At 65.1% G+C, this 20,849-nt stretch carries 24 protein-coding genes; 10 read left to right on the top strand and 14 right to left on the bottom strand.

The annotated features are described in order from the left end of the window. The first annotated feature begins 19 nt into the window (after nucleotides 1-19). Both DC363_RS15615 and DC363_RS15610 read left to right on the top strand, forming a co-directional pair. On the top strand, nucleotides 20-373 hold the full coding sequence (locus DC363_RS15615; RefSeq protein ID WP_108642086.1) for an acyl-CoA dehydrogenase C-terminal domain-containing protein: 354 nt from the start codon (nucleotides 20-22) through the stop codon (nucleotides 371-373). Between the two features lie 85 nt (nucleotides 374-458). Continuing rightward, nucleotides 459-1,496, top strand: coding sequence for a histone deacetylase family protein (locus tag DC363_RS15610; protein WP_108642085.1), 1,038 nt, complete (start codon nucleotides 459-461; stop codon nucleotides 1,494-1,496). Nucleotides 1,497-1,582: 86 nt separating this feature from the next. On the opposite strand, the gene DC363_RS15605 is transcribed toward DC363_RS15610, so the two are convergent. Then, the gene (locus tag DC363_RS15605) at nucleotides 1,583-2,845 is read right to left on the bottom strand and encodes an MFS transporter (protein WP_108642084.1); all 1,263 of its coding nucleotides are present in this window, start codon (nucleotides 2,843-2,845) and stop codon (nucleotides 1,583-1,585) included. A 108-nt stretch (nucleotides 2,846-2,953) separates the two neighbouring features. Further along, a complete protein-coding gene (locus DC363_RS15600; protein ID WP_108642083.1) occupies nucleotides 2,954-3,154 on the bottom strand; it encodes a hypothetical protein in 201 nt (66 codons plus the stop codon). Nucleotides 3,155-3,358: 204 nt separating this feature from the next. Between DC363_RS15600 and DC363_RS15595 the strand changes: the two genes are divergently transcribed. The 7 genes from DC363_RS15595 to DC363_RS15565 all read left to right on the top strand — a co-directional run bounded on the left by DC363_RS15595 (nucleotide 3,359) and on the right by DC363_RS15565 (nucleotide 9,279). Next, nucleotides 3,359-3,649: an urease subunit gamma gene (locus DC363_RS15595; protein WP_422396416.1), complete on the top strand. Its 291-nt coding sequence runs from the start codon at nucleotides 3,359-3,361 to the stop codon at nucleotides 3,647-3,649. 242 nt (nucleotides 3,650-3,891) lie between these two features. Then, nucleotides 3,892-4,212, top strand: coding sequence for an urease subunit beta (locus DC363_RS17000; RefSeq protein WP_196778446.1), 321 nt, complete (start codon nucleotides 3,892-3,894; stop codon nucleotides 4,210-4,212). Beyond that, nucleotides 4,199-5,908, top strand: a complete 1,710-nt coding sequence (locus DC363_RS15585) for an urease subunit alpha (RefSeq protein ID WP_108642080.1) — start codon at nucleotides 4,199-4,201, stop codon at nucleotides 5,906-5,908. Before DC363_RS17000 ends, DC363_RS15585 begins: the two co-directional genes overlap by 14 nt. Nucleotides 5,909-5,923: 15 nt before the next feature. Beyond that, on the top strand, nucleotides 5,924-6,595 hold the full coding sequence (locus DC363_RS15580) for an urease accessory protein UreF (RefSeq protein ID WP_108642106.1): 672 nt from the start codon (nucleotides 5,924-5,926) through the stop codon (nucleotides 6,593-6,595). Next, complete coding sequence (locus DC363_RS15575) at nucleotides 6,573-7,403, top strand: urease accessory protein UreD (RefSeq protein WP_108642079.1); 831 nt, start codon at nucleotides 6,573-6,575, stop codon at nucleotides 7,401-7,403. Before DC363_RS15580 ends, DC363_RS15575 begins: the two co-directional genes overlap by 23 nt. 12 nt (nucleotides 7,404-7,415) lie before the next feature. Further along, the gene (gene ureG, locus DC363_RS15570; protein WP_108642078.1) at nucleotides 7,416-8,135 is read left to right on the top strand and encodes an urease accessory protein UreG; all 720 of its coding nucleotides are present in this window, start codon (nucleotides 7,416-7,418) and stop codon (nucleotides 8,133-8,135) included. Nucleotides 8,136-8,181: 46 nt separating this feature from the next. Beyond that, the gene (locus tag DC363_RS15565; RefSeq protein WP_108642077.1) at nucleotides 8,182-9,279 is read left to right on the top strand and encodes an FUSC family protein; all 1,098 of its coding nucleotides are present in this window, start codon (nucleotides 8,182-8,184) and stop codon (nucleotides 9,277-9,279) included. A 14-nt stretch (nucleotides 9,280-9,293) separates the two neighbouring features. Here the strand turns inward: DC363_RS15565 and DC363_RS15560 are convergent, their stop codons facing one another. The 3 genes from DC363_RS15560 to wrbA form a co-directional block, all read right to left on the bottom strand. Then, nucleotides 9,294-9,656 carry an MliC family protein gene (locus DC363_RS15560; RefSeq protein ID WP_158270893.1) on the bottom strand — a complete coding sequence of 121 codons (363 nt, stop codon included), beginning with the start codon at nucleotides 9,654-9,656 and terminating at the stop codon, nucleotides 9,294-9,296. Between the two features lie 152 nt (nucleotides 9,657-9,808). After that, nucleotides 9,809-10,771 carry a pirin family protein gene (locus tag DC363_RS15555; protein WP_108642075.1) on the bottom strand — a complete coding sequence of 321 codons (963 nt, stop codon included), beginning with the start codon at nucleotides 10,769-10,771 and terminating at the stop codon, nucleotides 9,809-9,811. A gap of 97 nt (nucleotides 10,772-10,868) precedes the next feature. Beyond that, the gene (wrbA, locus tag DC363_RS15550) at nucleotides 10,869-11,459 is read right to left on the bottom strand and encodes an NAD(P)H:quinone oxidoreductase (RefSeq protein ID WP_108642074.1); all 591 of its coding nucleotides are present in this window, start codon (nucleotides 11,457-11,459) and stop codon (nucleotides 10,869-10,871) included. Nucleotides 11,460-11,608: 149 nt separating this feature from the next. On the opposite strand from wrbA, the gene DC363_RS15545 reads away from it, so the two are divergent. Continuing rightward, nucleotides 11,609-12,535: a LysR family transcriptional regulator gene (locus tag DC363_RS15545; RefSeq protein ID WP_108642073.1), complete on the top strand. Its 927-nt coding sequence runs from the start codon at nucleotides 11,609-11,611 to the stop codon at nucleotides 12,533-12,535. 42 nt (nucleotides 12,536-12,577) lie between these two features. Here the strand turns inward: DC363_RS15545 and DC363_RS15540 are convergent, their stop codons facing one another. The 9 genes from DC363_RS15540 to DC363_RS15500 all read right to left on the bottom strand — a co-directional run bounded on the left by DC363_RS15540 (nucleotide 12,578) and on the right by DC363_RS15500 (nucleotide 20,741). Next, nucleotides 12,578-12,817, bottom strand: a complete 240-nt coding sequence (locus DC363_RS15540) for an NnrT protein (protein WP_108642072.1) — start codon at nucleotides 12,815-12,817, stop codon at nucleotides 12,578-12,580. Further along, nucleotides 12,814-12,990, bottom strand: coding sequence for a protein NnrT (locus tag DC363_RS15535; protein WP_108642071.1), 177 nt, complete (start codon nucleotides 12,988-12,990; stop codon nucleotides 12,814-12,816). Before DC363_RS15535 ends, DC363_RS15540 begins: the two co-directional genes overlap by 4 nt. Before the next feature lies 1 nt (nucleotide 12,991). Beyond that, complete coding sequence (locus DC363_RS15530) at nucleotides 12,992-14,878, bottom strand: nitric oxide reductase activation protein NorD (protein WP_108642070.1); 1,887 nt, start codon at nucleotides 14,876-14,878, stop codon at nucleotides 12,992-12,994. A 5-nt stretch (nucleotides 14,879-14,883) separates the two neighbouring features. Beyond that, a complete protein-coding gene (locus DC363_RS15525; RefSeq protein WP_108642069.1) occupies nucleotides 14,884-15,678 on the bottom strand; it encodes a CbbQ/NirQ/NorQ/GpvN family protein in 795 nt (264 codons plus the stop codon). Nucleotides 15,679-15,680: 2 nt separating this feature from the next. Beyond that, nucleotides 15,681-17,030, bottom strand: a complete 1,350-nt coding sequence (locus tag DC363_RS15520; RefSeq protein WP_108642068.1) for a cbb3-type cytochrome c oxidase subunit I — start codon at nucleotides 17,028-17,030, stop codon at nucleotides 15,681-15,683. 21 nt (nucleotides 17,031-17,051) lie between these two features. Then, a complete protein-coding gene (locus tag DC363_RS15515; RefSeq protein WP_108642067.1) occupies nucleotides 17,052-17,504 on the bottom strand; it encodes a c-type cytochrome in 453 nt (150 codons plus the stop codon). A 219-nt stretch (nucleotides 17,505-17,723) separates the two neighbouring features. After that, complete coding sequence (locus DC363_RS15510; RefSeq protein WP_241963040.1) at nucleotides 17,724-18,842, bottom strand: substrate-binding domain-containing protein; 1,119 nt, start codon at nucleotides 18,840-18,842, stop codon at nucleotides 17,724-17,726. 40 nt (nucleotides 18,843-18,882) lie between these two features. Then, nucleotides 18,883-19,866 carry an ABC transporter permease gene (locus DC363_RS15505; protein WP_108642066.1) on the bottom strand — a complete coding sequence of 328 codons (984 nt, stop codon included), beginning with the start codon at nucleotides 19,864-19,866 and terminating at the stop codon, nucleotides 18,883-18,885. Continuing rightward, on the bottom strand, nucleotides 19,863-20,741 hold the full coding sequence (locus tag DC363_RS15500; protein WP_241963039.1) for an ABC transporter permease: 879 nt from the start codon (nucleotides 20,739-20,741) through the stop codon (nucleotides 19,863-19,865). The genes DC363_RS15505 and DC363_RS15500 overlap by 4 nt, the downstream gene beginning before the upstream one ends. Nucleotides 20,742-20,849 lie beyond the last annotated feature (108 nt).

Raw genomic sequence — 20,849 nt, 5'->3', positions numbered from 1 at the left:
TTGAGGGTCGGCCGCGGATTTGCCCGAAGACTGGGCCGACCACGTCACAGGCGCGGCGGACCTGATGCAATCCTGCGTTGACTGGGCCATGGCACAAGACGCGCCGAAAGCGCTTTCGGCGGCGACCAATATACAAGAGGTTTTCGGCCTGTGTCTTGGCGCATGGATCATGGGCGACACGGTGCGGGCGGCCACTGCACGGACCGAGGCGGGGCAGGGCTCGCCCCATCTTGACGCAAAGCTGGCGCTCGCGCAGGTCTACGCGACCCATCTGTTGCCGAAGGCGAAGGCCTGTCAAAGCGCTGTCGTGACCGGTGCAGACGCCGTTCTTGACCTTGCGCCCGAAGCGCTGCGGGCGAACAGTCTGGCGTAGCTCGGCTTTGATAAGGTCCGCGGCCGCTTGATCTTGCGGCCTGCTTGCCAGAAGGATTGCCGCAACGGTCCATCAGGAGGGTTCGATGAAGACGGTCTATACCGACAAGCACAAACTGCGCGACGCCAAGATCGAGATCCACGAAGGCGGGCTTGTGGCACCGTTCGAATGTCCGCGCCGGGCGGAGATCATTCTTGAGCGGATCATGGAGACTGGCCTGGGGGAGGTCGTGGCCCCCGATGATTTCGGGCTCGACCCTGTGCTCGCTGTTCATGATGCGGGATTTGTCGAATTCCTCCGGACCTGCGCCGATGAATGGGCCGCCGCCGGTTTCGGGGGTGAGGCCATCGCCAATTGCTGGCCCACGCGCACGATGAATTCTCCGCATATCCCGCGGTTCATCGAAGGCAAGATCGGCTACTACGCACTGGCCTGCGAGACGACCATATCGGTCGGCACCTATGAGGCCGCAGTCGCCAGCAAGGACGTGGCCCTGACCGCGACCGCCCTTGTCATGAACGGGGAGCGGGCGGCCTTCGGCCTGTGCCGCCCCCCCGGCCATCACGCCGCAAGCGACCAGTTCGGCGGCTATTGCTTCCTCAACAACGCGGCCATCGCCGCACAATACGCGCGCGACACCGGGGCACAGCGGGTCGCGCTCATCGATCTGGACTTTCACCACGGCAATGGCACGCAGCAGATTTTCTACGACCGCGATGACGTGCTGTTTCTGTCGATCCACGGCGACCCGATGGACGCTTTCCCGCATTTTCTGGGCCATGCGGATGAAACCGGCACCGGCGCGGGGCAGGGCTTCAACGTGAACTATCCGCTTCCGCCCGATACGCCCTATGCGGTCTGGAAAGAGTGTCTCGATCAGGCTCTTGCGCGCATTGCGGACTATGCCCCCGATCTGTTGATCGTGTCACTCGGGCTCGACACTTACGAGCACGACCCGATCAGTTTCTTCAAACTGCAAAGCGAGGATTACACCGACTGCGGCCGTACGCTGGCGGGGCTGGGGCTGCCGACGGTCTTTGTGCTGGAGGGCGGCTATGCGGTGGAAGAGGTCGGCGTGAACACCGTGAACGTGTTGCAAGGCTTCGATGAGGCCGCAAGCTGACCGCTGAAGTTGTGTCGGTGTGTCGGAGCAGACCGGAGGCTCTACCAGAAAAACGGCCAAGCTGACCGCAAGCGCCGCCGTGGCGGTCAGGTCGGATCGGACGTCTCGGGCTCGGTGCGCGGGTCGAGCACCAGCGCGGCGGGGGAGCTGTCGGGCAGGGGCACGAACTTCTCGCGCTCTGGCTCGGGCAGTTGCTGCGCTTTGCGCAGGTTGGACAGCACGAACAGCGCATAGCCCACCGCGATCACGGATTCGAAGATGAAAAAGGCCGATGGCCCGAACGCCGCGAGCAGGGCCGAGGTCAGCAGCGGCCCGATCGTCGCACCAATGGAATAGACCATGAGCAGACGCCCCGACGCAGCCACGTAGAACTTGCGGTCCAGCCGGTCAAAGGTCTGGGCCACGCACAGCGGATAAACGCTGCTGATCGCGCCGCCAAAGACCAGCGCCATGCCCATCAGCACGGTCAGCGGCACCCCGTGGGCGATCGAGATCGACAACAGGCCCCAGGACGCGCCAACGGTTAGCAGGATGCTCGCCATGACGATCCGGCGGTCGAACCGGTCCGCCAGCATCCCGATGGGCACTTGAAACACAAGGCCTCCCAGCACCACGACCGACATGAACAGCGCCGCCTCGGACACGCTCAACCCGATCTGTCGGGCGAAGACGATCGCCAACCCGTAGAACGAGCCGATCAGCACCCCGGCCACGCCGGCCCCCACCACGCCGATCTTCGAGGCGGCGAAGATCTGCCGCACGCCCAGAACGCGGATGTCGCGCAGGTCCGGCTTGCCCAGACCCGTCATCGCGATGGGCACAAGGGACAGCCCGATCAGCACGGCGGACAGGTCGAGAAGGTCCCCGTCGCCCACCGGTGCGAGGTTCACCAGCGTCTGCCCCAGCGCCATCGCCAGATAGAAGGCGAGCATATAGGCCCCCAGAACGCGCCCGCGGGTCTTATTGCTGCTGCGTTCATTCAGCCAGCTTTCGACCGTCGTTGTCATGCCGGCGATGCAAAACCCGTTGATGACCCGCAAAATCACCCATGCGGCGGGGCCAAAGAAGGTGTCATAGGCAAGGCAGGTCGCGGCGGTGATCGCGGCAAAGACCGAAAACGCGCGGATATGGCCGATCCGCAGGATCACGAGTTTCGACCGGAACCCGCCAAGTGCCAGCCCCAGATAATAGGCCGACATGATCACACCGATCAGGGCCACGGGGTAATCGGCCGCCTCCATGCGCAGCGGAAGCACCACGCCCAGCAAACTGTTGCCGGCGACGAAAGCCGCCGTTCCGCCCAGAAGCGATCTTACCGAAGCCAACGTATCGCGCAGGGTCTGGGCCATGGCTCTCGTCCTGATTTTGTCGTCCCCTCACCGTGACGGGAACCGCGGCCTGTATAGCACGAGGCTGGGGGACGCGCGGTAACGCGTATCACCTGCCGCCCGCGCGCCTTACTGAAGCTCGGCCAGAGCCTTTTTAATTTTCTTTAGCAATTCGGCCCGATCCTCGCCCTCCATGCCTTCATCGGTGGCGCGCATGTAGTCTTTCTTGTCGTCGCGCCATTGTTCAAGCATCGCGATCTTCTCCTCCCGGCTCACCGTATCGTCGCGCAACAGCTCGTCGGGGGTGTCATATTTTCCGAAATACGGCACGGCAGGCCTCCTTCTGTGTAGTTTGGGGGAAGGGTAATGCGCGCGGCGCGGAAAGCAACAAGGGGCGCGGGATTGGCGGTGGCCTGCGAAAGGGCAAAGGGCCGGAAGGGCGTCGCCTTGGTTTTCCACGTGACATGTCGCGGGTCATGCGGCACCATGACCTGTGGCGAATGAAAAACTCGGAGGGTGTCGATGTTACTCAGCATGCACGAACAGGAACGGCTCATGGTCTATACGGCCGGCAAGCTGGCACTTGAGCGGAAGGAGCGGGGGCTGAAGCTGAACCTGCCCGAGGCGACGGCGCTTCTGACATCCTACCTTCTGGAAGGGGCCCGCGACGGCGAGTCCGTGACCGACCTGATGGAGTCCGGGCGCAACGTGCTGACCCGCGACGACGTGATGGAAGGCGTGCCCGAGATGATCGCGCAAATTCAGGTTGAGGCGACGTTCCCCGACGGCACCAAACTTGTCACAGTGATGGAGCCGATCCGATGACCCGCAAACTCAATCCCTTCGCGCAACTGGCGGCCGACAACGCGACCCGCGCCGCAAGCGAGCGCGCCGCGCATCCGACGGACGATCCGGGCCGCGACTATGACCAGACCAGTTCGGACGCGTCCGAACGCACGAAATCGTCAGGCACCAGCAGCCCCAGTGAGCCGCGCCGCCCGGGCGGCGGCACGCGGCAAGCCCCGCGCCGCCAGACCGAAGAGGCGCTGGACCATGACAGCGATCCGATCATCCCCGGCGAGATCCTTTATGCCGAGGGGGATGTGGTGATCAACGAAGGTCTGGAGGTGACGACGATCCGCGTCGCCAACACCTCGGACCGTCCGATCCAGATCGGCTCGCATTTCCATTTCGCCGAAGTGAACGCAGCGCTTGAATTCGACCGCGATGCGGCCTGGGGCAAGCGCCTTGCGGTGCTGTCCGGCGGGGCGGAACGGTTCGAGCCGGGCGCCGTGGCCGAGGTGGGACTGGTGCCCATTCAGGGCAAGCGCATCGTTCTGGGGTTGCGTGGATTGTGCAAAGGGGAGCTCGACAATGCAAAAGGTTGATCGCCGCGAATACGTGGCCTCATACGGGCCGACCAAGGGCGACCGGATCCGGCTCGCCGACACCTGCCTGACCATCGAGGTCGAAGAGGACCGCTCGGGCGGGGGGGATGAATCCGTCTTCGGCGGCGGCAAGTCGATCCGTGAGTCGATGGGCCAATCCTCGCACACCCGCGCCGAAGGCACCCCCGATCTGGTGATCACCGGCGCGGTCATTCTGGATCACTGGGGCATCATCAAGGCCGACATCGGCGTGCGCGACGGGCGCATCGTGGGCATCGGCAAGTCCGGCAACCCGGACACGATGGACGGGGTCGATCCGGCGCTGGTGATCGGGCCATCAACGGAAGTTATGGCCGGCAACGGTTTGATCGCCACGGCAGGCGCCATCGACACCCACGTGCATTTCGTCGGGCCGCAGATGATGCAGGTGGCGCTGGCCTCCGGCGTCACAACAGTGACCGGTGGCGGCACCGGCCCGACCGAGGGTTCAAAGGCCACGCTGGCGACCCCCGGCGCCTGGTGGATGGAGCGGATGCTGGAAGGCTTCGACCCCTGGCCCGTGAACGTGCTGTTTTTGGGGCGCGGCAACACCATGTCGAAAGAAGCGATGTGGGAGCAATTGCGCGGCGGCGTCGGCGGCTTCAAGGTGCACGAGGATTGGGGCGCGACCCCGGCGGCCATCGACGCCTGCCTGTCCGTGGCCGAAGAATCCGGCGTGCAGGTGGCGATCCACTCGGACACGTTGAACGAAGCGGGGTTTGTGGAAGATTTGCTCAAGGCCGTGAATGGCCGCACCTTCCACGCCTTCCACACCGAAGGGGCAGGGGGCGGCCATGCGCCCGACATCATCTCCATCGCCGGTGAGCGTAACGTGCTGCCCGCCTCGACCAATCCCACGCGGCCGTTCACCAAGAACACTGTGGCCGAACACCTCGACATGGTCATGGTGGCCCACCACCTGAACCCGCAGGTGCCCAACGATCTGGCCTTTGCGGAAAGCCGCGTGCGCGCGGGCACCATCGCCGCCGAGGATATCCTGCAGGACATGGGTGCGATTTCCATCATGTCGTCGGACGCACAAGCCATGGGCCGCATCGGCGAGACGGTGATGCGCACGTGGCAGACCGCACACCAGATGAAGAAGCTGCGCGGATCGCTCCCCGGGGATGACCGCGCCGACAACCACCGCGCGCGGCGGTACGTGGCGAAATACACCATCTGCCCTGCCGTCGCCCACGGGATGGAGCGCGAGATCGGCTCGATCGAGGTGGGCAAGAAGGCCGATATCGTGATGTGGCAGCCCGCGCTTTTCGGGGTGCGGCCGCATACGGTCTTCACCGGCGGCATGGTGGCCACGGCAGCGCTGGGCGATCCCAACGCTTCGATCCCGACGCCGCAGCCGGTGATGGAGCGGACCGGGTTCAACGTGCATTCCACTGCCTCGGGGGCGACCAGCCTTGCCTTTGTGTCGCAGGCGGCCATCGATGACGGCATCGCGGACCGCATCAACACCAACCGCGCCTTCGTCGCCATCGAAAGCACGCGCGGACGCGGCAAAGAGGATATGCCTGAAAACACCGCCCTGCCACGGATTGAGGTCGATCCCGACACCTATTCGGTGAAGATCGACGGCGAAATCGCGGATCATGAGCCGGCCAGCGAAGTGCCGATGGCGCAGCGCTACTTCCTGTTCTGAATGGACACGGACGGGATGAACAGACAGGCGGCACTTATGCTGCTGGCGGACGGACGCCTTCCGGCGGGCGGCTATGCCCATTCCGGTGGGCTGGAACCTGCTGTCGCTGCGGGCCGGGTCACCGATATGCCGGGGCTTGAGCGGTTCCTTATCGGACGGGCGCAGACCACCGGCCTGATCGCCGCTGCTTTCGCCGCTGCTGCCTGCGCGCGGGCAGGACGGGGCGATTTCAGCGATCTGCCGGACCTTGAAGCCGAGCTGGACGCGCGCACGCCTTCGCCCGAGCTGCGCAAGATCTCGCGCGATCTGGGGCGGCAGTTGCGCCGCGCGTTAAGCAGCATTCACCCCGATCCAAGGTTCGAAGCGCTGGGCGCGGCCCCCCATCAGCCGATCGTGATGGGGGTCGCGGCGGCGGTTCTGGGCCTTGCCCCGCAAGAGGCCGCCATGGCGAGCCTGCACGAGAGCAACTCCGGCGCGGCGGCAGCGGCGGCCAAGCTGATGCCGGTTGATCCGTTCAACGTGCATGCCATTCTGGCCCGGATGACGTCGCGGCTGGATACGCTGGCGGCGCAGGCGGCGGCTGCGGCTGAAGGGCCGCCTTCCGATCTGCCATCCACCGGCGCGCCGCTGTCGGACATCGCCGCCGAACACCACAGGAGGCGGGATGTACGACTTTTCGCGTCATAAACCGCCCGCCGGTCCCATCGGTGCGATGTCCGCGCGGGCCGTGCTGACAAGCGCGCTTGACGCGCGGGGCCGCAGCCTGATCCAGACGTTGCGGTCCGACGGGCCTTTGGTGCTGCGCAAGAGCAACCCCAAGGGGCCCGAGCCATTGACCCACCGCAGCCCCGACGTGGCCCGCGTGGCCCTTGCCGCGGGGACGGCTGGACCGCTGGGCGGGGACGATTACGCGCTCGATGTGCGGGTCGGGGCGGGAAGCACACTGGTCCTGCAAGAGGTTTCGGCCATGCTGATCCTGCCGGGCCTGTCCGGCGCGGCCTCGCGCATGACGATCCGGGTAGAGGTCGAAGACGGCGCCACCTTCGTCTGGCTCGCCGAGCCGATCATCGCCGCCCATCGCTGCAACCACCGCCACGAGGTGCGCGTGACGCTCGCGCCCGACGCCCGGATGATCCTGCGCGAAGAGACTTTGCTGGGCCGTCACGGTGAGCCTGCGGGCGATCTGTCCAGCCGGTTGCGCGTCACCCGGGACGGTACGCCGCTTTATGACCAGCAAATCGCGTTCGGACCCGCCAGCGATGGCTGGGAGGGTGCTGCGGTTCTGGATCGGCACCGTGCGGTCGGATCGGTGATTGCGGTCGACCCCGACTGGATCGACGCTGCGCCATCCGTCCAACCTTATGCGCCCACCGCCGCGCTGACACCGCTGGCCGGACCGGGCGTCGCCATCGGCGCGGTCGCGCCCGACAGCCTGTCCCTGCGTCAACTTCTGATGCGCGGCTTGAATGAACTCGGCCCGCCTTGGGCCACTTGAAGGAGACATCCCATGCATGATGACCACACGACAGCCCCGAAGACCCGTGCCCTGCGCCTTGGCGTGGCCGGCCCCGTGGGCACCGGCAAGAGCTCGGTGATTGCCACGATCTGTCGCCACCTGCGCGACGAATTCGCCCTTGGGGTCATCACGAACGACATCTACACCGACGAGGATGCGCGGTTCCTGAAATCTGCCGGCGTGCTGCCGGAAGAGCGGATCCGCGCCGTCGAGACCGGGTCCTGCCCCCATACCGCCATCCGCGACGACGTGACCATGAACCTGATGGCGGTCGAGGATCTGGAGCGCGATTTCGCTCCGCTCGACATCGTGCTGGTGGAAAGCGGCGGAGACAACCTCACGGCGACGTTCTCTCCGGCGCTGGTGGACGCGCAACTGTTCGTGCTGGACGTGGCCGGCGGCGGCGATGTGGCGCGCAAGGGCGGGCCGGGGATCAGCGGCGCCGATCTTCTGGTCATCAACAAGATCGACCTTGGCCCCCATGTGGATGTGGACGTGGATCGGATGGTGGCCGACGCGCAAAAGGCCCGTGACGGCAGGCCGGTCCTGCCGCTGTCGCGCAAGCAGGCCGACACGGTTGAGAAGCTGTGCGACTGGGTGCGCGAGATGCACAAGACCTATGCAGGCGGTGACCACGTGCCCGTCGATCCCGGCCCGATGGCGCCGCATCATCACGCCCACGACGACGGCCATACCCATCGCCACGATTGACCGCTAGGCTGGGCCACGCGAACCGGCAGCAATCGGAAAGGGCCCCATGGACAGCTTGCACTGGCAAATCAAACACGCGTTGCGCATGGTGGTGTCCGGCGCGGGCGCCTATTTGCTGGTATTCCTGCTGGGCCTTCAGGTGGATTTCTCGGCGGTGATCACCGCCATTTTCGTCACCCAAAGCAACGTTGGCGGGTCCTATCGTGTGGCGGTCGAGCAGTTCTTCGCGGCCATCGCCGGGGCGGTTTGCGGGGCCGGGGCGGCGGCGTTGATCCTGCCGCAGGATCCGATGTGGATGTCGCTGGCACTGGTCGTGGCGCTGACGCCGCTGGCTTTGCTGGGCGCGCTGTCCCCGGGGTTTCGCGTGGCGCCGATCAGCGCGGTGATCATCCTGTTGAACGGCCCGATCCTCGAGCTTGATACGCTCACATTGGCGCTGGACCGGGTGCTTGGCGTGTCGCTGGGGTGTGCCATGGGGGTTCTGGTCTCGCTCACGGTCTTGCCATCGCGCGCCTTTCCGGCGGCGGTGGATACGGCGGCGGGCATCTGTTCACTTCTGGCGCGGCAACTGGCGGTGCTGGCACAGCGGGCACCTACAGCCCGGGGGCAGCACAGTCGGCTGGCCGCACAGGTGCGTGAACAGATCATGCAGCTTGCCGATTTGACCGAGGCGGCCGAACATGAACGGCGCGGGCGCACCAAGCGCCACGTCGGCGCGCCGCGGCTGTTGCGCACGTTGCGGCGTCTGCGGCACAACACCGACATGCTGCGTCGGGCGGGGCGCGACATCGGTGACGATGCGCTGCCCGAGAGTATCGCGGCCCCATGGTGCCATGCCGCCGGGGCTGCGGCTCAGACCCTGAACAGCATCGCTGCCCTTCTGGCCGGAGAGAAGGTGTCCGAGGATTTCGACACGCTCACCCCCGCCGTGCGCGCTTATCTCGGTACGCTCGAAGAGATCCGCAAAAGCGGCGAGACGGCCACACTGCCGCCCGCCACCCTTCGGCGCATGTTCGGGATCGGGTTCACGCTGGATCAGTTCCGCCGGGACATCGGCGACATGATCGAGATCGCGCAAGAGGTGCCGAAACCGCGACCCGGGCTACTCACCGCCCTGCAAGGGGGGTTACGGGGCCGCGGTTAGGGCGGCGGGGCCGGTCACTCGGACGCGGCGCCGCCCTGTGCTTGACACTCCATGACAGAGGTCTCGTCCATCGTGTTCTCAAGCGTGGCGCTGTCGCCCTTACTCCACCAGACATGGGCGCCCGAGACGTATTTCGAGCCGGACCCCGAAACCACATTGACGAAAATCCGGTCTTCGCCGTCGACGGGGACGATGGCCAGCGTGTTGGCGTCTGTGATCACATACTGAACAGCAAAGGGCGCATCATCGCCGCAGGCATAGGTCTGGGCTTCCACACTTCCGTTGGTGCCCAGATTGAGCGGGACGGACAGGGCGACGTCGGCGGACGCGGTTCCCGCGAAGGCAACGGCGGCAAGCGGCAAGAGGCTGATACGCATAATAGATCTCCTTGATCGTGTCGGGCCGGGCATCATCGTCCGGCGGGTGACTGTCTGGTATCGATGTAGCCTGCGGGCGGCCAATCTCAATCCCGCGCGTGCCCGCAGGCGGAAAGGGGCCGACCCCCGCAGGGCACTATGCTCGGGTGGGGTCAGGGATAATAAACCCCACCGACCGCGCGGCGCGGTTTGCCGATATCCTCGGGTAGGGGGATGAAATCGGCCTCATCACCCGGCACGGTGTCGAACCGGCCCCGGGCCCATTCCTGTTTCGCGGCCTCGATCCGTTCCGGGCGGGAGGAGACGAAGTTCCACCAGATATAGCGCGGGCCGCTCATTGGCGCGCCACCGAACAGCATGAACCGTGCGGTTTCATTTGCTTTGACGGTGATCGCATCGCCGGGGCGGAGCACCAGTAGCTGCCCTTTCTCGAACCGGTCGCCGGCGATCTCGATCTCGCCCGAGATCGTGTAGAGCGCGCGTTCCTCATAGGTGGCGTCAATCGGCATACTGCGTCCGGCTTGCAGTTCCACATCGCCGTAAAGCGTTTCCGACGCCGTCTTCAGACCGCTCTTCTTGCCGAAAGCCTCACCGGCGATGATCCGCGCCTTGATCCCGTCGCTGTCGAGCATCGGCAGGTGGTCCGAGCCGTAATGAATGAAGTCCGGCGCGCTTTCCTCGTCCGCTTCGGGCAGGGCCATCCACGTCTGCAGGCCGAACAGTCGCTGGCCGTTTTTCTTCTTCTCTTCCGACGTCCGCTCGGAGTGAACGATCCCCTTGCCGGCCTTCATCCAGTTGACCGCGCCGGGGCGGATCGTCTGTTCGGTGCCCAGAGAGTCGCGGTGCAGGATCTCTCCCTCGAACAGATAGGTGAGCGTGGCAAGGTTGATGTGCGGGTGCGGGCGCACATCGATCCCCTGATCGGTCAGGAATTCGGCCGGTCCCATCTGGTCGAAGAAGATGAACGGGCCGACCATTTGCCGCTTGACCGACGGCAAAGCGCGGCGCACCTCCATCTCGCCCAGATCGACCGCACGGGGCACGATCAGGGTCTCGATAGCGTTGACGCCCTCGGCGTCACCCAACACGGGATCGGGGCAGGGGGAATAGCTCATGTTCGGTGATCCTTTTTTTTCCGGGCGTCTGCTCGCGTCAGTTTAAAGGGAGAGGAAGCCCCGGGCGACAGCTTGCGCCGCACCCGGGGCCCAAGGGTCAGCTCAGCTTGCCGGCCACCTCAACCAGACGACGTGCCTGATGGCCGATGGCTGTTTTCGCCTCATCCGAGAAGTCGTCCCCGGCGTTGTGGCTGTAGCCGTAGGGGTTGCCGCCGGTCTTGAAGATCACTTCGTCGGTATAGCCCGGCGCCACGACGAACCCGCCCCAGTGCATCACTGTGGTATAGAAGGACGTGAGGGTCGTTTCCTGACCGCCGTGCGCGTTCTGCGCCGAGGTCATGGCCGAGACCGGCTTGTTCGCCAGAGCGCCCTTGCCCCAAAGACCGCCCAGCGTGTCGATAAAGGCGCGCATCTGGCTGGCCATGACACCAAAACGCGTCGGCGCGGAGATGAGATAGGCGTTCGCCCATTCCATATCCTCGACGGTGGCTTCGGGAATGTCGGACATCTTTTCGGCCTGCGCTTTCCAGGCATCCTGGCCGGCGACCACGTCACCGGGGGCGGTTTCCGGCGCCTTCAGAAGGCGCACTTCGGCGCCAGCAGCCTTGGCGGCGTCAGCGGCAATGGTGGCCATCTGGTGGTTGGTGCCGTAGGTGGAATAGAAGATAATGGCGAGTTTGACAGACATTCGGTCCTCCGTAGGTGTGTTGGTCTCGAGCGACAGCGCCGTGCCGCCCGAGCGTTCGGGTTTCACTCACTTCGACATAGGACTCGACCATACTGTCGTGAAGGGTGATAATGTTGCATTCACTATTGCGCATGGCGTAATAATCACCCATGGGCGAACTCGAATCCATCCGCGTCTTTCTGGCCGTCGCCTCACAGCGGAGCTTTGCCGGCGCCGCGCGGCAGTTGGGCATCACACCGGCATCGGTCACCCGCACCATCGCGGGGCTTGAGGCGCGGTTGGGTGTGCAATTGTTGGTGCGCACGACGCGGCAAGTCTCACTGACCTCGGCGGGTGCGATCTATGCCGCCCGTGCAGGACCGTTGGCCGATGAGCTGGCCGAGGCAGCGAACGAAACCCGCGAGGCCGAGGGCATCATCTCGGGGTCCTTGCGCATCAGCGCGCCGCTGTCGCTGGGGGTCAAGATCCTCCCCGAGGTGCTGCCGCGCTTCGCGGCGCTCCATCCCCGGACCGATCTGCAGGTCAGCCTGTCTGACGGTTTTGTCGACATCGTCGAGGGTGGGTTCGATCTGGCAATCCGCATCTCGCCGCCGCCGCGCGACAAATCCACGATCTGGCGCAAGATCTGCAAGGTGCCACGGCTGCTGGTCGCCGCTCCGGCTTACCTGCGCGCGCGCGGCCGGCCCGAGCACCCCGAGGATCTGGCCGATCATGTCTGCCTTGGATACCGCGATGACCTGCCCGAAGAGGTCTGGCACCTGTCCCGGGGGCGGCAGCGGCACAGTCACAAGGCGGCGGGGCATGTCTGCACCAACAACGGCGATCTTCTGGCCCAGCTCGTCCGCAAGGGTGAGGGCATCGCCCTGTTGCCGCAGTTCATTATCAAGGACGCGCTTGCGGCGGGGGACATGGTGCCGGTGCTGCCCGGCTGGACGACGCCGGAGATCTGGCTCACCCTCTATTATCCGCCCTATGAGCAATTGCCCCTGCGCGTCGCGGCCTTCTCGGACTTTTTCGAGGCCCATGTGGGCGGGGACAGTTTCGGCGCGGATCACGGGATTTCAGGGGGCGGGTGACGGCGTCCCCTCGGGTCCGGTGCAGGACCGGTCAAGGCAGTCTTAAGACGCATCACGCGCGTCGGAGACGTCCATCAGGTGCCGGATATGGCGGGCGAAATACCACGTGGCGGGGGCGCCGATCAGGCCCCCCAGACCGAGGGACCAAGCGGTTGACGCAATCGGCCCGCCCAGCCAGCTCCAGATCAGCGAGGCGAAGAACACGTTGACGGCGGCGGCCCCGGCCCCGAAGGGATACAGCGCCACCGCGATTTTTGCCGTGGGCCAGCCCGTCCGGCTCATGACCGCGCGACCAGCCGTTGCACCAGCACCAGCGCCGCGATCAGGCCGATACTGCCAAGGGCGAACCAGAATTCCGCCGTGGCCGTCTGGGCCTGCGGCACCGGGCGCTCGAACGCCTCGGCCGCGAGGGGCGAGGCGGCGGTCAAGGCGATAAGGGGAAGGAAAAAGCGCATGTCAGGTCTCCTGTGTCAGGGTGCGGTAGATGTCGGGAAGGGCGCGGGTCAGCCGGTTGGCATCGGGCAGCAGCGTGAAACCACCCCGCCCGAAGATGCGCGCGAACCAGTCTTGGCCGTCCTCGTCGATGACGATGCCGTGCAGGCTAAGACCGGCTGCGCGGGCCTCGCGCACGGCCATGTGGCTGTCTTCGATACCGTGCTGGCCTTCGTAGTGGTCCAGATCGTTGGGCTTGCCATCGGTGAGCACGATCAACAGCTTGCGGGCGCTGGGTTGCTCGGCCAGTTGCGCGTTCACGTGGCGGATCGCGGCGCCAAGGCGGGTGTAATGCCCGGGCTTGAGCGCGCCGATATTGGCGGTGACTTCGGGCGACATGGGTGCATCGAAGTCCTTGCACCGGGTCAGAAACACGCGGTCACGGCGCAGGGACGAAAAGCCCCAGATGCCCAGCCGGTCGCCCGCCGCGTCGATCCCCGTGGCCAGCGCGGCCATGGCGTGGCGGGCGACTTCGATCACGCTGGTGTCGCCGATCGCCGCCTCGGTCGAGCGCGAGGTGTCGATCAGGAAGGCCACGGACAGGTCCCGTTCGACCTGCCGCGCCGATTGCCAGATCCGGTCAGAGCCACGCCCCGTGGCCCGCAAATCGGCCTGCGCGGTCAGCAGCGCATCAAGGTCAAGCTCGCCCCCGTCGATCTGGCGCGGCTGGAGAATGCGGCGCGGGCGCAGGGCCTCGAACTGGCGGCGCACTTCGCGCATGCGGCGGGGATCGGGGGTGAAGGTGCTGCCATCGGGGCGGGCGGGCGCGTCCAGAATCCGGCAATGATCCGCCATGTAGCTGCGGCTGCGGTGGTTCCATTCGGGATAGGTGTGCAGGCCGGCCAGCGCCTCGTGATCCGCATCCGCCGGAGACAGGTCAAGATGCAGCCGCAGCCGTGTCGCGGCCTTCCGGTCGTGTTTCGACAGGGTGATCTTGTCCTGATCGTCGGCGGCTTTCAGGGCGTTCTCGTCGTCGTCATCATCGACGCTGCGGTTGATGTTCATGGACTCGACCCACGACAGGATCGACTCGAAACGGTGGATGATGAAGCTGTCGGTGCGGCGGTTCTGTTCGTTGTCCTTGCGCTCGCCCAGTTTGCGGCTGGTGTGCGCGGCAGTGGGGGGCGGGGCGGCGGGGTCGGCGTCCTCCTCCTCAAGCGCGGAAGCGCCGCTGCCCGGTTGGGCAAAATGCAACCAGATCGGCACCGGCGCGAAGGGCATATGTTTGCGGTGACTTTCCGTGGCGCGGGCATCGCTGCGCGTGCCGCACAGCTGATCGACGACCGCCGCCTCCATCGCTGCTTCAGGGGCCGGACGGGTGAGTGCGGGGCGGGTCGCGACGCAGAGTTCCGCCATCTGGTCATAGGCCACGCGCAACCCCGGACAGGCGGCATAGGCCGCATCGGCGGCCGCCGCGTTGAGCCGGATCTGCGCGCAGTCCGCCGCCGCTCCGCCTTGGGGCAGCGGGTCTTGCGGCAGCTCGGCGCGGGCCGCCAGCGCTGTGAGCCAGAAGTAGGCCGCACGGTTCAACTCAGCCTCGGGGAAGCTTGCCATCACGGGGGGCAGGGTCAGCCGCTCCCCATCGAAGCGGGCGATCCATTCGTGGTCCTGATCCGCCCCCAGCTTGCGCCGCGCGGGGCGGCGGTGCTGCATGACGGTGGCGGGGGCCTCGGCCAGTTCCACCCCCGCAGCCCCGCCCAAGGCGCGAAACAGCACCGCAAGGCTGGGCCGGACCGAGGCGAGCGTGACCCCGGCCTGGGGATAGGAGACCTGCGCCCCGATCCCCTTGGCCATGTCGTGCCACAGGTTGCCGACGGTTTCTTCGGGCTCCATGAGATCGAGAAGGTGCATCTGGCTTATCCGTAGATCGTGCTGACAAGGTCGCGCAGAGATTGCTGCACGTCCGGCTCATCGCTCAAGGGTTCGATCACCGCCGCTTCCAGCGCCGGTTCGACCCCCATGCCGCCGGCCATCAGGGTCGCCGCGTAGATCAGCAGGCGGGTGGAGACGCCTTCTTCAAGGTCCATGCCCGACAGCTTGCGGATATGCCCCGCCAGCCGCACAAGGGGGGCCACGCGCCCGGCCTCAAGCCCGCTTTCGCGCGTGACCACGGCGATCTCGGTCTCGGCCTTGGGAAAGTCGAACGAGGCGGAAAGGAACCGCTGACGCGTAGAGGGTTTGAGACGTTTCAGCACGTTCTGGTAGCCCGGATTGTAGCTCGCCACGAGCATGAAATCCTTCGGCGCGACCAGTTCCTCTCCGGTGCGGTCGATCATCAGCGTGCGCCGCGTGTCAGTGAGCGGGTGCAGTACGACGGTGACGTCCTTGCGGGCCTCGACCACCTCATCCAGATAGCAGATCCCGCCCTCGCGCACCGCGCGGGTCAGGGGGCCGTCGACCCAGACGGTTTCCCCGCCTTTCAGCAGATAACGCCCGATCAGGTCCGCCGCCGAGAGGTCGTCGTGACAGGCGACCGTGTAGAGCGGCTTGCCCATGCGGGCGGCCATGTGTTCGACAAAGCGCGTCTTGCCGCAGCCGGTGGGCCCCTTCAAAAGAAGGGGCAAACCGTTGGTGTAGGCCGTCTCGAACAGATCGCATTCGCGGCCCGTCGGTTGGTAGAACGGCAGTTCGGGATGGGTTGCGATGTTCATGATCACTCTCCTGGGACGGGGTTGGCGGGGCCGGGTTCGATGATCTCGTCCTTGCGGACCACCAGCATCGAATAGATGAACAGAAGCGCCCCGATCACGACCGCTGCCCCCGCGCCAAAGCGCATGATGTAGAACAGTTGCAGATCATCCTGCACGATCATGAAATAGTCGCCGACCACCCGTTGCATGTGCGTCTGGATGGTGCCCGCGAAGGTCAGCACGAAGGTCATGAAGGCCATGCCGCCGGTCATCAGCCAGAAGGACGCCATGTTCAGCACCTGATTATAAGGCGCACGCTGACGCAGCATCGGCATCGCATAGCTGAACAGCGCGAGGTTCAGGGCCACATAGGCGCCGTAGAAGGACAGGTGCCCGTGGGCTGCGGTGATCTGCGTGCCGTGGCTGTAGAAGTTCACCCCGTGCAACGTGTGCAGGAAGCCCCAGACACCGGCGCCGAAGAAGGCCACCGTGCTCGACCCCAGCGACCACAAAAGCGCGGCCTTGTTGGGGTGGTTCTTGCGGCCCTTCCAGACCATGACGAAGGCGAACGACATCATCAGGAAGAAGGGCACGACTTCGAAGGTCGAGAAGATCGAGCCGACCCATTGCCAGTATCCCGGCAGGCCGATCCAGTAGAAGTGGTGTCCGGTCCCCAGAATCCCCGAGAAGAGCGCCGTGGCGACGATGACGTAAAGCCATTTTTCGACGACTTCCCGGTCCACGCCGGTCAGCTTCAGCAGCAGGAAGGCAAGGATCGCGGCCATCACCAGCTCCCACGTGGCTTCGACCCACAGGTGCACCACGAACCACCAGTACATCTTGTCCAGGCTCAGGTTGTCGGGGTTGATGAAGGCGAAGATCCACAACAGCGACAGCAGCCACAGCCCCATGAGCAGCACGTTGGTGATCGCGGTTTTCTTGCCCGCCAGCACGGTCATCGAGATGTTGAACAGGAAGATCAGCGCGGCGACGAGAATGCCGAATTTTACCCAGAGCGGCTGTTCGAGAAATTCGCGCCCGCCGTGGATGCCGACCAGATAGCTGCCCACGGCCCCCAGCGTGCCGACCACAAGGATGATCAACTGCAGATAGGCCAGCTTCGTGGAATAAAGCTCGCGCTCGGATTCCTCGGGCACAAGGAAATAGGCCGCGCCGAAGAAGCCCAGCAAGAGCCAGACGATCAGCGCGTTGGTGTGGATCATGCGCACGACGTTGAAGGGCAGGATCTCTGACAGGAAGTTCGGCGCGACATAGATCCAGCCCGCCAGAAGCCCGCCCAGAACCTGAATCCCGAACAGACCAAGGGCCGCCAGAATATACCAGTAGGCCACACGTTGTGATTGATATTTCATAGTATTGTCCTTTCGTGCCGCTTAGCCGGCGTCGTTGGGCGGCCAGCCCTGCGTGTCTGTCTGGTCGGCCCACCGCAGAAATTCCGCGAGGCCGCGCAGCTCTTCGTCCGTGAACTCATAGGCGGGCATCTGGCGGCGGCCGGGGATGCCGCTTGGCTGGGCCTCGATCCAGCCCTTGAGGATTTCAAACGCGCCTTCGGGGTCGTCCAGCACGCCCCAGCGGGTCATGACGTTGCCGACCTCGGGCGCGAAATAGGCGCCTTCGCCGTGCAGGCTGTGACAGTTGATGCAGGACTCGCGTTCCCAGACGTGTTTGCCCCGCACGACCTCTTCGCTCAGCTCCATGCCGGCGGTGGAGGTGTTGACGACGTATCTATGGGAATGGACGGTCATCGCCACGAAGACGACGACGAAGAAAATCGAGCCCCCGTAGAAAATGTTGCGCGCCCGCGACTTGGTTAACAGTTCAGCCATTCTGGTTGCTCTCCTTGGGCCAGTGATCCCCAAGGTCTAGGCTGCGGGCGCCGCGCGAAGTTTGCTCTAGCGCAAATTCGGCGCGAAGAGGGTGGGGGCAGGGCGGGTTTTCTCAAGATTGGCCGGTGCCGGGCCGGACGTGCGCACGCAAAAAAACCTGCCGCTTTTTCAAGCGGCAGGTTCGCTGGACATCCGTCCGTTCAGTACGGCGAGGGGGGCTTAGTTGCCGCCCCAGGCCTCGGGGTAGCCTTCCATCTCTTCACAGCCGCACATGGCATAGTGCAGCGGTGGCATGGCCGGGTTCACGTAGTCCGCAAGGGTGTCTTGCGTGATGGCCGGCTGCGGCAGGACCCACTCGGGCGCGGGCAACTCACCGCCTTCGATCACGCGGGACGCGGCGATGATCGCGGTGCGCCACTGGTAGGCTGGATAGGTCGGCGCGATGGCGGTCATGCCCTCATCCTGCCACTTGCGCAGGAAGTCCTGCTGGTCCTCGCCCACGAAAACAGGGATGTCGTAGCCCGAATCCTCAAAGGCTTCGATGGCTGCGACCGCCGTGGCGCCGGCGTCCATCCAGACCGCGTCGATCGTGCCGCGCATCAGGTAGTCCTCGACGATGGATTTCGTCTTGGCGTTGTCCCCGTCGGTGAATTCGGCCCCGACGACGTTCATGCCGGCTTCGTCAAGAATGCGACGGCCCGCGGAATAGCGGGTTTCGAGCACGTCGACCCCGGGCAGAATGCGCAGCATCAGCACGTTGGAACCTTCGTCAAGCTGGTCGACGATGAATTCCGCGCCCTGAATGCCGAAGCCGTAGCCGCCCACGGGGTGCACGAAGGTCTCGGGGCAGTCGGTGTTCACGCCACGGTCGAACACGATCACCGGCATCGCTTCACAGGCGCGCTCGACCGCGGGGGTCAGGGCGGCGGTGGTGTTGGGCGAGACGATCATCACGTCGCAATCGCCCCCGGCCAGCAGGTCATCGATGTCGGCGATCTGCTTGTCGTCCGAACCTTCGGCGTCCACGTGGATGAAGTTCTCGATTGACGAGTGGTTCTTGAGCTCTTCGGTCATGTTGGTGAAGCCCACCACGCGCCACGGGTTGTTGACGCCCGCGTTCGAGAAGCAGACCGTCGCGCCGGAGGCGAGGTCAAGGCCCGGCATCTCGACCATGTCGCCGCCGATGTTCTCGACCCAGGGCTGGCCCTCGGGCCCCTCGGCGGTCGCCTGCAACTGCTCTTGCTGCTTGGCGAATTCTTCAGGGTCGTTGAAGTTCTGGGCCCAGGCCGGGGACAGTCCCAGCGCAAGCGCGCCGGTGGCCATAATCATGCGTTTCATTGTTCTACTCCTTGTTGTTGAGGGTGCCGCTGCGGCCTCCTCAGGTTCCCGTCTGTTGTCTCCGGTGCATCGCCAGCGCGACGGCTGCGATCAGGATCAGGCCCTGCACCACCTGCCGGACGGGTTGCGGCAGGCCTAGGAAATTCAAAAGCGTGAAGATGGCGGTCAGGGCCAGCGCGCCGCCCACGGCCGCCGGAACCGATCCCCGCCCACCCAGAAGCTGCGCCCCGCCCAGAACGGCGGCGGTGATCGCCTGCAACTCATAGCCCGAGCCCACGTCTGTGGATACGCCGGCAAAGCCGCCCAGCAGGATGCCGGCAATGGCACCGGACAGACCCGACAGCATAAAGGCGGTGATTCGCACCCGGTTGACCGGCACACCCGCCAACCCGGCAGCAACGGGGTTGTCGCCGATGGCATGGACCTGACGGCCCAGATTTGTGCGGTGCATCAGCCACGCCAGAAGGCCCACGACAACCAGCAGCACGATCACCGAGATCGGAATAAACCGGACAAGCGGCACGTCGCGGATCAGCTCGCGCCCGAAAAAGCGGAACGTGTCGGGCAGGTAGCCACGCGGTGCGCCGCCCGACCACATGAAGGCCAGACCGGTCAGCGTGATCATCATGCCCAGCGTTGCAATCAGCGATGGCACCCGTAGGAAACAGACGATCAGCCCGTTGAGCAGCCCCACGCCAAGGCCCATCCCCAGCATCAGGGGCACCACCCAGTAGGTCGCGGCGGGGTCGTTGTTGGTCAGCATCGAAGCGCCCACGACCACCAGCGTGATCAGCGAACCCACCGACAGATCGAACCCCCCCGACGTGATCACATAGACTTGCCCCGCAGCGAGGATGGCCAAAGGTGCCGCCCGCTTGAGGAAGTTCATATAGCCGGTCGGTTGCGTGAACCCGGGGTTCATGAAGATGATCGCGCCGATCAGCACGGCCAGCAGCACCCACACCGGGTTGATCTGCGGCAGGCGCAACCGCCTTGCGGTTTGCATGTCAGCCCCGTCGGTCATGCGACAATCCTTTTTGAGCGAATGGCGTAGAAGGCGACGGCGGCGACGATGATGATGCCGCGCAGCACCTGTTTGGCGAAACTGTCGACCCCGGCGATGTTGAAGGCCGAGTCGATGAGCGAGAAGATCAGCATGCCCGCCATGGTGCCCCAGATGCCGCCGCGCCCCCCGGCCAGCACGGTGCCACCGATGACGACAACTGCAATGCTTTCAAGGTCATAGACACCGTCCGCCCCGATCCACGGCGCGCCCGAGCGCAGCCGCGACGCAAGATAGAGCCCGGCAATCGCGGCGCAGACCGAGCAGATCACATGGGTCAGTACGACGATCCGGCCGGTCTTGATCCCGGCGAACCGCGCGGCTTCGTCGTTGCCGCCCGCCGCATAGATGTCCGAGCCGAACTTGGTGAACCGCAAGATCCCCCACGCCAGCAGCGCCAGCAGCACAAGAAACACCAGTGCGACGGGGACGCCGCCGATCTGGCCATAGGCGAAGATCTGGAAAGCTTCCGGAACCGAGCCTGCGAAGTTCGACACGAAGGCCGACAGGCAGCCCTGGATGATCAGGCTCATCCCCAGCGTGGCGATCAGCGGATTGACCTTGAGCGCGCTGACGATCAGCCCGTTGAGCACACCCACGAAAGCGCCAAGCAGAAGGCAGGCCAGCACCGCCGGGACGATCATCGCCGGCGCGCCGTCCATGATCACCGAGGCCAGAACCGAAGTGGCGGAAATCAGGCTTGCCACGCTTAGGTCGATCGAGGCGACGAGGATCACGAAGGTCTGTCCAATCGCCGTGATCCCCAGCGCGATGGAGCGGCCCAGAATGGCGATCAGGTTCTCAAGGCTGAGGTATTGCGTCTGGTTGGTCGCCACGGCGATCACCACGTAGATCGCGAAGGCCGCGCCCAGAAGGATCAGCGGCGCCCAGCGTTCGAAACGGAAACCGCTTTTGCGGGTTTTGGGCGGGGGGGGTGCTGGAAA

This window comes from Thalassorhabdomicrobium marinisediminis (assembly GCF_003072065.1).
Taxonomy (GTDB): domain Bacteria; phylum Pseudomonadota; class Alphaproteobacteria; order Rhodobacterales; family Rhodobacteraceae; genus Octadecabacter; species Octadecabacter marinisediminis.
This window is presented reverse-complemented; position numbering and strand designations above follow the sequence as displayed.